General features: G+C 62.7%; 11 protein-coding genes. 8 read left to right on the top strand and 3 right to left on the bottom strand.

The window, feature by feature from the left end:
* Positions 1–3 precede the first annotated feature (3 nt).
* Complete coding sequence (locus tag DXT88_RS02645; RefSeq protein ID WP_016832909.1) at positions 4–357, bottom strand: DUF1304 domain-containing protein; 354 nt, start codon at positions 355–357, stop codon at positions 4–6.
* Between the two features lie 247 nt (positions 358–604).
* On the opposite strand from DXT88_RS02645, the gene DXT88_RS02650 reads away from it, so the two are divergent.
* Entirely contained in the window at positions 605–1,069 is a 465-nt protein-coding gene (locus DXT88_RS02650; protein ID WP_265211463.1) for a hypothetical protein, read from the top strand.
* Between the two features lie 73 nt (positions 1,070–1,142).
* Here the strand turns inward: DXT88_RS02650 and DXT88_RS02655 are convergent, their stop codons facing one another.
* Positions 1,143–2,336 (bottom strand): M20 aminoacylase family protein, encoded by a 1,194-nt coding sequence (locus DXT88_RS02655; protein ID WP_265211464.1) that lies wholly within the window; start codon positions 2,334–2,336, stop codon positions 1,143–1,145.
* Positions 2,337–2,525: 189 nt separating this feature from the next.
* Between DXT88_RS02655 and DXT88_RS02660 the strand changes: the two genes are divergently transcribed.
* The 5 genes from DXT88_RS02660 (at position 2,526) to DXT88_RS02680 (ending at position 7,314) form a co-directional block, all read left to right on the top strand.
* Entirely contained in the window at positions 2,526–3,512 is a 987-nt protein-coding gene (locus DXT88_RS02660) for an ABC transporter permease (RefSeq protein WP_265211465.1), read from the top strand.
* Position 3,513: 1 nt separating this feature from the next.
* Positions 3,514–4,425 carry an ABC transporter permease gene (locus tag DXT88_RS02665; RefSeq protein ID WP_265211466.1) on the top strand — a complete coding sequence of 304 codons (912 nt, stop codon included), beginning with the start codon at positions 3,514–3,516 and terminating at the stop codon, positions 4,423–4,425.
* 12 nt (positions 4,426–4,437) lie between these two features.
* Complete coding sequence (locus DXT88_RS02670; RefSeq protein WP_265211467.1) at positions 4,438–5,421, top strand: ABC transporter ATP-binding protein; 984 nt, start codon at positions 4,438–4,440, stop codon at positions 5,419–5,421.
* The gene (locus tag DXT88_RS02675) at positions 5,418–6,446 is read left to right on the top strand and encodes an ABC transporter ATP-binding protein (protein WP_265211468.1); all 1,029 of its coding nucleotides are present in this window, start codon (positions 5,418–5,420) and stop codon (positions 6,444–6,446) included. The genes DXT88_RS02670 and DXT88_RS02675 overlap by 4 nt, the downstream gene beginning before the upstream one ends.
* A 226-nt stretch (positions 6,447–6,672) precedes the next feature.
* Positions 6,673–7,314, top strand: coding sequence for a LysE family translocator (locus tag DXT88_RS02680; protein WP_265211469.1), 642 nt, complete (start codon positions 6,673–6,675; stop codon positions 7,312–7,314).
* On the opposite strand, the gene DXT88_RS02685 is transcribed toward DXT88_RS02680, so the two are convergent.
* Positions 7,311–8,141: an AraC family transcriptional regulator gene (locus DXT88_RS02685; protein ID WP_265211470.1), complete on the bottom strand. Its 831-nt coding sequence runs from the start codon at positions 8,139–8,141 to the stop codon at positions 7,311–7,313. The genes DXT88_RS02680 and DXT88_RS02685 overlap by 4 nt on opposite strands.
* 87 nt (positions 8,142–8,228) lie before the next feature.
* Here DXT88_RS02685 and DXT88_RS02690 point away from each other — a divergent pair, with 87 nt between their 5' ends.
* On the top strand, positions 8,229–10,340 hold the full coding sequence (locus tag DXT88_RS02690) for a molybdopterin-containing oxidoreductase family protein (protein WP_265211471.1): 2,112 nt from the start codon (positions 8,229–8,231) through the stop codon (positions 10,338–10,340).
* Positions 10,322–11,422, top strand: a complete 1,101-nt coding sequence (locus DXT88_RS02695; RefSeq protein ID WP_265211472.1) for an aminopeptidase — start codon at positions 10,322–10,324, stop codon at positions 11,420–11,422. Before DXT88_RS02690 ends, DXT88_RS02695 begins: the two co-directional genes overlap by 19 nt.
* The last annotated feature ends 106 nt before the right edge of the window (positions 11,423–11,528 follow it).

Here is an 11,528-nt window from a genome sequence, read left to right on the forward strand (position 1 = left end):
GCCCTAGCGCGCCGCCAGCAGCGCGAGCAACGCCAGCAAGGCCGGCAATCCCTGCACATACAGGATGGAGCGTTTGGCGGTGAGGCCGCCGTAGATCCCCGCGACCAGCACGCAGGCGACGAAGAACAGCTTGATCGCGCCATCGCCGGAGATCAGCCCCCACGCCAGTCCCGCTGCGAGAAAACCGTTGTAAAGGCCCTGATTGGCGGCCAGCACCCTGGACGCCTCGGCCGCTTCCCGCGACTGGCGGAAGGTCTTCAGCCCCAGCGGCTTGGTCCACAGGAACATCTCCAGCACCAGGATCCAGACATGCAGCACGGCGATCAGCGCCACCAGGATGTCGGCGAGCAGTTTCATTGTTTCTCCTTGTTATGACTTGTCTTGCGATGATGCCCGAAACAACGGTCCGTGAACATAGTTCGCGGCCTGCGGTTGCAGACCCCGCGCGAAAGCCGCTACAATGGCGCCGGGCCTGACAGGAGGCCCGGTCTCGCGAAAGCTGACGCACCTGTTCATTGTTACGCGCACCTTCCCTTTCGGATATGCCCTGACGTTGAAACCTTGATATGACCGTAGCGAGAACGGTCGATATGAAAGGAACGTTATGTGGTCTACCTCCCATCCCCTGTTCAAGCAATTGAGTACTGTTGCCGGCGAACCCTGCTGCAACAGCGAATTCCTGCGCCGACATGCACGCCGGTTGGTGCGCGACGGTCGCGCCGACCAGCCCAGCAAAGCCTTGCCGGTGCTGCGCCGGGTGATCGACGCCGGTCTCATGCCGGAGCTCGCCGTCACCGATCTGTACGGCGTACGCGAGACGCTGCAGCTGAAACATATCCTGCACATGCTGGCGCGCGAACTCGGCTTTCCCAATTGGGACATCTGCAAGCAGGAGATTGATCTTCGTGAAACCGCGGTGTTGGATCGCTATCGTTTCGAGCAGGGCCAGTTCGGCGACTTCGAGCAGAACTGGTTTCCCGACGAACCGACCGCGCGCGCCTGGCAGCAGGCGAACGGCGGTTACATCGTGAACTACGGCAAGCAGGCTGTAGCGATTCTTGCCAGGTAGGTCATGCAGTAAGCACGCAATAAAAACGGCGGCGCCATGATGGCCCGCCGTTTTTTCAACGCGATCAAAAAGTCTATTGCGGCTTCAGAAAGGCCTCCGCCAGACGCACCCAATAGGTCGCGCCGAGCGGCAGCAAATCATCGTTGAAGTCGTAACTCGGATTGTGCAGGTTGCACGGACCGAGGCCATGACCGCTGTCGCGATGGCCGCCTTCGCCGTTGCCGATGAAGACATAGCAGCCGGGTTTGTGCTGCAGCATGAAGGCGAAATCTTCCGCGCCCATGGTCGGTTCGACCGCGGCATCGACATTGTCGGCGCCGACGATGCCTTGCAGGACTTCGACGGCGAATGCGGTTTCTTTCGCATGATTGATCAGCGGCGGATAGTTGCGCTGGAAGTTGAAATCGACTTCGGCATCGAAGGCTGCGGCCGTATGTTGCGCGATCTCGCGCATGCGGCGCTCAATCAGGTCCAGCACCGGCGTGCTGAAGGTGCGCACGGTGCCGATCAGGCTGGCATTGTCGGGAATGACATTGGTGGCGCTGCCGGCGTGGATCTGCGTGATCGACAAGACGGCCGGATCGTTGGGGTTGGCATTGCGCGAAACGATGGTCTGCCAGCTCTGCGCGATTTGCACCGCCGTCATCACCGGGTCGATGGATTTATGCGGCTGCGCCGCGTGCGAACCCTTTCCTTTGACGATCACTTCGAACTCATTGCTCGACGCCATCATCGGTCCCGGCGTGACGCCGAAGGTGCCGGCTTTCATGCCCGGCCAGTTGTGCATGCCGAACACCGCATCCATCGGATATTGTTCAAACAGGCCATCCTGGATCATGCGCTCGGCGCCGCGGCCGCCTTCTTCGGCCGGCTGGAAAATCACATACACGGTACCGTTGAAATCGCGATGCTGCGACAAGTGATGCGCCGCGCCCAGCAGCATGGCGGTGTGGCCGTCGTGGCCGCAGGCGTGCATCTTGCCGGCGTTTTTGGAAGCGTGCGGGAAGGTGTTCAGCTCCGGCATCGGCAAGGCGTCCATGTCGGCGCGCAGGCCGATCGCACGCGGACCGTCGCCGCTCTTGATGATGCCGACCACGCCGGTGACGCCTAGTCCGCGCACCACCGGAATGCCCCATTCGGTCAGCTTTTGCGCGACGACGTCGGAGGTGCGCTGTTCTTCATAGCTCAGTTCGGGATGAGCGTGGATGTCGCGCCGGATCTTTTGCAATTCGGCATGGAATCTGGTGATGGGATCGATGAGTTTCATGATGCGTACCTTGCTGCTGTGTTGTCATTTCGATACTGGGTGTTGATGATGGCGACGACGAGTCTTTTGTCGCGGTCTCGTCTATATTACTCCCAGGCTTGAACGGCTTCCACAAATGTAGTTGCTTCTCTTGCATGTTTTCTGCACCATTCGCTTTTCGCAGTTTTTTCATTCACCAGCCAACCGCCAATGCTTGTTTTCATAATCCGCCGCTGCGTCCAGAGCCTTGCCGTGTTGCTGCTGATGTCGCTGCTGGTGTTCGCCAGCGTCTACGCCATCGGCAATCCCATCGACATCCTGATCAGCGCCGACGCCGACCAGATCGAGCGCGCGCGCGTGATCGCCGCCTTTGGCCTGGACCAGCCGCTGTGGGTGCAATACTTTTACTTCATCAAGAATGCATTGGCCGGCGACATGGGACGTTCTTTCGTCTACGCCACGCCGGCATTGGGCCTGATCCTGGAGCGCCTGCCTGCCACGCTGGAACTGGCCGTGGCCGCCATCCTGATCGCCATTGTCATCGGACTGCCGCTTGGGTTGTGGGCAGGTTTGCGGCCCAAGAGTTTCGCCGGCAAGACCATCATGACGGTGTCGATCTTCGGTTTTTCGCTGCCGACTTTCTGGGTCGGGCTGATGCTGATCATGGTGTTCGCCGTCGAGCTGGGCTGGCTGCCGACCGGCGGACGCGGCCAGACGGCGCTGCTGTTCGGCATCCCGTTCGGCTTCCTGACCTGGGACGGACTCAGGCATTTGCTGATGCCGGCGCTCAACCTGTCGCTGTTCAACATCGCGCTGATCATCCGTCTCACGCGCGCCGGCACGCAGGAAGCGCTGCTGCAGGATTACATCAAGTTCGCGCGCGCCAAGGGCCTGCGCAACAGCCGCATCATCGGCGTGCACGTGCTCAAGAACATCCTGATCCCGATCGTCACCGTGGTGGCGCTGCAGTTCGGCTCCATTATCGCCTTCTCGATCGTGACCGAATCCATCTTCGCCTGGCCCGGCGTCGGCAAGCTCCTGATCGACTCGATCCGCGTGCTCGACCGGCCGGTGATCGTCGCCTTCCTGTCGCTGATCGTGGTCATCTTCATCCTCATCAACCTGTGTGTCGACCTGCTGTATTCGCTGCTCGATCCACGTGTGCGCTTGTCTGAAACATCGGAAGCGAAGGGCTGACATGGTTTCGAAATTAACCCGAAAAATCACCCAGGCCGACACACCGTTTACGCGATTCCTGCAAGGCTATTTCGCCAGCCGCATCGCCACTTTCGGGTTCGCATTATTGCTGTTGATCCTGCTGGCGGCCTTGTTCGCACCGCTGGTCTCGCCGCAGAATCCCTACGACCTGGAGCATCTCGACGTCATGGACTCGCGCCTGGAGCCCGGCAAGACCGCCATGGAAGGCAATCTCACCTATGTGCTCGGCACCGACGACCAGGGGCGCGACATGCTGTCGGCGATCCTGTACGGCTTGCGCATTTCCGTCATGGTCGGCGTCACCAGCACCGTGATTGCGCTGGCCATCGGCCTGTCGCTGGGTTTGCTGGCCGGCTATGCCGGCGGCCGCATCGAGGCGCTGATCATGCGCGTGGCCGACATCCAGCTGGCGTTTCCGCCGATCCTGGTGGCGTTGATCCTGCTGGCGCTGACCGGGCGCGGCGTCGACAAGATCATCATCGCGCTGGTCACCGTGCAATGGGCGTATTACGCGCGCACCACGCGCAGTACGGCGCTGGTGGAACGCAAGAAGGAATACATCGAAGCCGCGCGCCTGCTCGGCCTGTCGCCGCTGCGCATCATGTTCCGCCATCTGTTGCCTAACTGCTTGCCGCCGCTGATCGTGATCGCGGCGCTGCAAGTGGCGTCGGCGATTTCGCTGGAGGCGACGCTGTCCTTCCTCGGGCTCGGCCTGCCGGTAACGGAGCCGTCGCTGGGACTGCTGATCTCCAATGGGTTCCAATACCTGATGTCGGGAAAATACTGGATCAGCTTCTTCCCCGGGGTGGCGCTGCTGGCCACCGTGGTGGCGATCAACCTGGTCGCCGACCAGTTGCGCGACGTGCTCAATCCGCGCCTGCAAGGACAGTAGGGAGACAATGCGATGACCGCCACCTTGCAAGTAGAAAACCTGCAGACGCATTTCCTCTCGCGCGGCGGCATCGCGCGCGCGGTGGATGACGTGTCCTTCACCGTCGGGCCGGGCCAGGTCATGGGACTGGTCGGCGAATCCGGTTCCGGAAAATCGATGACCGGGTATTCCATCATGGGCCTGATCGACGAGCCGGGAAAAGTGGCCGGCGGCCGCATCCTGCTCAATGGCCGCGACCTGCGCAGCCTGCCCGCCGAAGACATGCGCCGCATTCGCGGCAACCGCATCGCGATGATCTTTCAGGATCCGATGATGACGCTGAATCCGGTGCTGCGCATCGACACCCAGATGATCGAGGCCGTGCGCGCGCATCAGGACGTCAGCAAGGACGCCGCGCTGGCGATGGCGCGCGATGCGCTGGTGCGGGTCGGCATCGCCGCGCCGGACGAGCGCCTCAATGCCTATCCGCATCAGTTCTCGGGCGGCATGCGCCAGCGCGTCGCCATCGCGATTGCGCTGCTCAACAAGCCGGACCTGATCATTTGCGACGAGCCGACCACCGCGCTCGACGTCACCATCCAGGGCCAGATCCTGTTCGAGATGCAGAAGCTGTGCCGCGAATCCGGCACGGCGCTGATCTGGATCACCCACGATCTTTCGGTAGTCGTCGGGCTGGCCGACACCGTCAGCGTGATGTACGCCGGCCGCATCGTTGAAAGCGGCGAGGTCGCCCAGGTGCTGACTCGCCCACGCCATCCGTACACGCACGGCCTGATCGCCTCGGCGCCGTCGCGCAATCCGCGCGGCCAGGCCCTGCGCCAGATTCCCGGCAGCACGCCGTCGCTGCTGAAATTGCCGTCCGGATGCGCCTTTCGCGACCGCTGCGCGCACGCCGCCATCGAATGCACGCAGACGCCGGAGACGCGCATCGTCGACGGCCGCGCCTTGCGCTGTTTTCATCCGATGGCCGATGAGTTTGCCGGGAGCGCCGCATGAACCAGGGACACGACACCATGCCGCCATTGCTGGAACTGCGCCACGTCTCCAAACGCTTCGTCAAGCCGCTCGACAGCGCCGCCAGGACTTCCAACCTGATCACGCGGCCGTTCGGCAAAGTCCTGCACGAAGAAGTCGTGCATGCGGTCGACGACGTCAGTCTGCACATCAACGCCGGCGAAGTGGTCGGCCTGGTCGGTGAATCAGGGTGCGGAAAATCGACGCTGGGCCGCATGGTGGTCGGCCTGCACGGCCTGACCGAAGGCCGGCGCCTGTGGCGCGGCGAAGACCTCGACGCGCTGTCGCCACAGCAACGGCGCGAGCGCCAATTGGCGATCCAGATGATTTTCCAGGATCCCTACGCCTCGCTCAATCCGCGCTTGCGTGTAGTCGACATCGTCGGCGAAGCGCCGGTCGTGCACGGCATCACCGGCAAGCGCGAGCAGCAGGACTATGTTGCCGACCTGCTGCAACGCGTGGGCCTGAGCGGCGACATGCTGCGCCGTTTTCCGCATCAGTTTTCCGGCGGCCAGCGCGCCCGCGTCGGCATTGCACGCGCGCTCGCAGTCAAGCCGAAATTCCTGGTCTGCGACGAAGCAGTAGCGGCGCTCGACGTGTCGATCCAGGCGCAGGTGCTCAACCTGTTCATCAAGCTGCGCGACGAGCTCGACCTGACCTATCTGTTCATCAGCCACGACCTCGGCGTGGTACGGCACATTTCCGACCGCGTGCTGATCATGTATCTGGGGCGCATCGTCGAATCGGCACCGACCGACGCCGTCTTCGCGCGCGCCAACCATCCCTACACGCAGGCGCTGCTGGCCTCGGCGCCGAAGCTGGAAGTCGGCAAGGCCACTTACTTCGCCGTCAAGGGTGAGATCCCGTCGCCGCTGAATCCACCTTCGGGATGCCACTTCCATCCGCGCTGCCCGCATGCGATGCCGCGCTGCTCGGTGGAGAAGCCGTTGTTGCGGGAAATCGCGCCGGGACATATGTCGGCTTGCCATCTGAACGACGCGCAATAAAAAACGCCGGGTGGCGTGAAACAGGTCCAGGCGACGTCGGCCGGCATCATCTGGAAAACGATAGGCGCCGAGACGCGCGAGCGCTTGCGACATTGGACATGGCGTAGCTCGGAGTGGCGGTGGTCAATTGCCGCAAGTTGCCTTCGCCTGCAATTTTGTTCAATACGGCCGGCGCCATGCCGCCTAGCATCGGGACCTCATCTTCGAGGAGCGATGCAATATGGTCATGCAGGAATTCATCATGCTGGCGGCGGCGCACTGGCTGGCGCTGGTCAGCCCGGGTCCGGATTTTCTTTTGCTGTTGCGCAGCGCCTTGCGCCATGGCCGTCGCAACGGCGTCGGCGCCAGCCTCGGCATCGCCTGCGCCAACGGCGTCTACATCGTGCTGGCGCTGGCCGGTTTCAGCCTGTTGCAGCGGAGTCCGGGCGCGCTGACGGTGATGAAACTACTGGCAGCGGCGTATCTGGCGTATATCGGCTGGGCCTTCATGCAGGCCAGTCGTGCGGGACCGCCGGTGATGGCGGGAGAAGCGGGTGGCATCAAACGCGACGGTTTCCTGCGCGGTTTCGCCGCCGGCTTTTTGTCGGGCGGCCTGAATCCCAAAAACGGCTTGTTCTATCTCGGCCTGTTCACCCTGATGGTCGGCGCCGGCACCGGCATGCACATCAAGCTGCTGTACGGCTTGTGGATGTTCGCGGCGGTGTTCATCTGGGATGCCGGACTGGTGCTGGCGGTGTCGAATGTGCGCGTGGCGCAGTGGATCGCCCGCTATTTCGCGCGCGCCGAGTGGCTGGCCGGGGTCGTCCTGCTGCTGGGCGGGACGGCGCTGGCGATTACTGCGATTGCTGCGGTCGTTGCTGCTGTCTAGGCGATCAACTGATATTGCGCCGGCGTCGCCGCCACGCGCGATTTGAAGATGCGATGGAAGTGGCTCTGGTCGGCGAAGCCGGTGCGGTAGGCGACGTCGGCCAGCGATGCGCCGCGCCGGAGGAAATCGCGTGCCAGGTTAATGCGCATGTCGAGCTGCAGCGCGTGCGGCGTCATGCCGAACTGCGCACGGAACTGGCGGATTAACTGATAGCGTCCGACGCCGGCCAACTGCGCCAATGTGTCGAGGGCGATCCTGTCGCAGCAATGCCCTTGCAGATAATCGCGCACGCTTTGCAGGTCGGCGGGGCGCGCCTGATGCAGGTCGACGCCGGCTTCCTTGCATATCCCGAACAGTTCGCACAAGGCGGCGATCAGCACGGTTTCCTTTTGCAAGGCTTCGTCCTTGCCGCTCATGGCCGCGGTGATGTCATCCATCAGCGCGGCCGCACGCGGCGAGCGCAGCACCTGCGATGCAGGCAGGGCGTCGATGCCGCTTTCCTGCAGCAATTGCAGCAGCCATTGGCGGTCGAGATGGAACATGCGATAGCCCCAGCTCTCGCGGTCGCCGGGGTTGCATGAATGCACTTCGTCGGCGCCGATCAGCACGACGTCGCCGGGCCGGATCTGCGTTTTCCTCTGCTGCAGAGAGAACGTGCTGGCGCCGGCGTCGACCACGCCGATCGAGAAGGTCGGGTGCGTGTGCGGCGCATAACAGCTGACGCTGCCGACCGCGCGCCGGCCTTCGCAGAACGGCAAGTCGTCGTCGCGCCAGAATGCGACGGCGGGCGCGCAAGCGGAGGGAAGGGAAGATTGTCTGGATGGCATCGTGAAGCCTTCGCAAAGATGCTGCATTTTAAGATAAAGTAGCAGCTTGCCGCGCCATTCCGTCGCGCATTCGCTTAGTTGATTGCCATGAATTCCGTTTCCGAACCCATCATCGTCCGCGCCGCCTGCCCGCACGATTGCCCCGACACGTGCGCCTTGCTGGTGACCGTCAAGGACGGCATCGCCACCGAAGTCAAGGGCGACCCCGATCATCCGACCACCGCCGGCGTGCTGTGCACGAAGGTGTCGCGCTATACCGAGCGCACTTATCACAAGGACCGCCTGTTGCATCCGATGAAGCGCGTCGGCAAAAAAGGCGAAGGAAAATTCGAGCGCATCAGCTGGGATGAAGCGCTCGACACGATCTCTGCGCGGCTGAAGGAAGTCGCCGCGCGCAATCCGCAAGCCATCCTGCCGTACAGCTACGCCGGCACCATGGGCCTGGTACAGGGCGAGTCGATGGCGATGCGTTTCTTCAACCGCATCGGCGCCTCGCAACTGGATCGCACCATCTGCGCCTCGGCCGGCGCGGCCGGCTACAAGTACACGGTGGGCACGCGCCTGGGCGCCGACACCGAACACGTGCAGGACGCCAGGCTGATCATCATCTGGGGCGGCAATCCTATCGCCTCCAACCTGCATTTCTGGATGCGCGTGCAGGAAGCGAAACGACGCGGCGCCAAGCTGATCGCTATCGATCCCTATCGTTCGCTGAGCGCCGACAAATGTCACCAGCACATCGCCTTGTTGCCGGGCACCGATGCGGCGCTGGCGCTGGGCATGATGCACGTGCTGATCAACGAGAATCTGCTCGACGCCGATTACATCGCGCAGCATACGCTGGGCTTCGCGCAATTGAAGCAGCGCGTGCAGGAATGGTCGCCGCAACATACCGCAGAAGTGTGCGGCATCAGCGCCGATGAAGTGGTGCAACTGGCGCACGAATACGGCGCCGCCGCGCAACGCGGCGAGATCACGCTGATCCGCGCCAACTACGGTTTGCAGCGCGTGCGCGGCGGCGGCATGGCGGTGCGCAATATCGCCTGCCTGCCGGCGCTGGTCGGCGCCTGGCGTCACGCCGGCGGCGGCTTGCAGTTGTCGACGTCCGATTCTTTCCCGAAGAACGGCGCGTTCCTGCAACGGCCTGACTTGCTGCTGCAACATAACAACGGCGTGCCGACGCGCACCATCAACATGAGCACCATCGGCGACGATCTGCTGCGCGAGGCGTCGGCCGATTTCGGCCCGCGCGTGGAAGCGATGATCGTCTACAACTCCAATCCGGTGGCGGTTGCGCCGGAGTCGGGCAAGGTGATGCAGGGCTTTGCGCGCGAAGATCTGTTCACGGTGGTGCTGGAGCATTTCCAGACCGACACCGCGGACTACGCCGACATCCTGTTGCCGGCCACCACGCAGCTCGAGCACATCGACGTGCACGCGACGTACGGCCACGTCTACATGATGGCCAACAACGCCGCCATCGCGCCGTTGGGTGAGGCCAAGGCCAACTCGGAAATTTTCCGCCTGCTGGCGGCGCGCATGGGTTTCACCGAAGATTGTTTCAAGGACAGCGACGACGCGATTGCCGCGCAGGCCTTCGATCGCCGCAATCCGCGCGCAGCCGATTACGACTGGGAGCGTCTCAAGGAGACAGGATGGCAGCGCCTCAACATGCCGGTCGCGCCGTTTGCCGAGGGCGGCTTCGGCACGCCGTCTGGCAAGTGCGAGTTCTATTCCGCGCGCATGCTGGCCGACGGCCTCGACCCATTACCCACTTATATTGCGCCGTATGAATCGGTGGCCAGCAATGCGGAACTGGCGCAGAAATATCCGCTGGCCATGATTTCACCGCCGGCGCGCAACTTCCTCAACTCTTCCTTCGTCAACGTGCAGAGCCTGCGCGACACCGAAGGCGAACCGCATCTCGACATCCATCCCGACGACGCCGCCGCGCGCGGCATTGTGAACGGCGCCGAGGTCAGGATTTTCAACGACCGCGGCAGCATGCTGGCCACCGCGCGCGTGACGCCGAAAGCGCGCGTCGGGCTGGTGGTGGGTTTGTCGATCTGGTGGAAAAAGTTTTCCGGCGACGGCAAGAACGCCAACGAAGTCACCAGCCAGCGTCTCACCGACATGGGCAATGCACCGACGTTCTATGACGTGCTGGTGCAGGTCGAGGCATGTCCGTCCGGCGTCTGAACAGGCTCTCCAGGATCGTCCTCGCGGCAAGCCTGGGCGCGGCCTTGTTGCTGGCGTCGGGTTGCAGTTCGCTGGGTTATTACGCGCAGGCGGCGCATGGACAGTTTTCGCTGCTGGCGCAAGCGCGGCCGATCGACGACTGGCTGGACGATCCGCATACCTCCGGGCGTCTGCGCGACAAGTTGCAGACCGTGCGCGAGATCCGCCGCTTCGCGGTGACGCAACTGGCGCTGCCCGACAACGGCAGCTACAAGAGCTACGCGCAGCTGGAGCGGCCCTTCGTGGTGTGGAACGTGGTGGCGGCGCCGGCCTTGTCGCTGAAGGCGCGGCAATGGTGTTTTCCGGTCGCCGGCTGCGTTGACTATCGCGGCTATTACAGCCAGCAGGATGCCCAGCAATATGCCGACGGCCTGGTCAAGGAGGGCGACGACGTCCAGGTGCTGGGCGTGCCGGCCTACTCGACGCTGGGATGGTTCAACGATCCGGTCATGTCGACTTTCATCAATTATCCCGATGCCGAACTGGCGCGCCTGATCTTCCACGAACTGGCGCACCAGGTGGTGTACGCCAAGGGCGATTCGCAGTTCAACGAATCGTATGCGACCACGGTCGAAGAGATCGGCCTGGAGCAATGGCTGCAGGCGCATCATGACGACAGGCTGCGCGAGGCGTACAAGGTGTTCGCCGGGCGCAAGCAGGACTTTCTTGAACTCTTGCTGAAATACCGGTCTCAGTTGGAGGCCAATTACGAGGGAGACGGCAGCGAGGCCGACAAGCTGCATCGCAAGGCAGAAATTTTCGATGCGCTACGCGCCGAATACCAGCGGATCAAGGTGCGCTGGGGCGGTTTCACGGGATACGACCGCTGGTTCGCCATGCCGTTGTCGAACGCCCATCTGGCGCTGGTCGGCACGTATCACGACCGGGTACCGGCGTTTCGCGAACTGTTCCGGCGCAGCAGCGGCTTTGCCGATTTTTTCGAACGCGTGAAAGCGCTGGCGAAGCTCGACAAGACTGCGCGCAATGAACAGCTGGATCGCTTGCAGGACAATGTTCAACCGATGCATTCAGCGGCGAAATGAACATCCGGGCGTAAAAGTTGCCAATTTGGAAAAGATGGGGCATGGTAGGGTCTTGCCACTGCGTTGCCATCGCCTTGCCGCAAGAAGACGAGGAAGAAACAGAAAT

It is taken from the genome of Herbaspirillum lusitanum, assembly GCF_026127345.1.
Taxonomy (GTDB): domain Bacteria; phylum Pseudomonadota; class Gammaproteobacteria; order Burkholderiales; family Burkholderiaceae_D; genus Herbaspirillum; species Herbaspirillum lusitanum.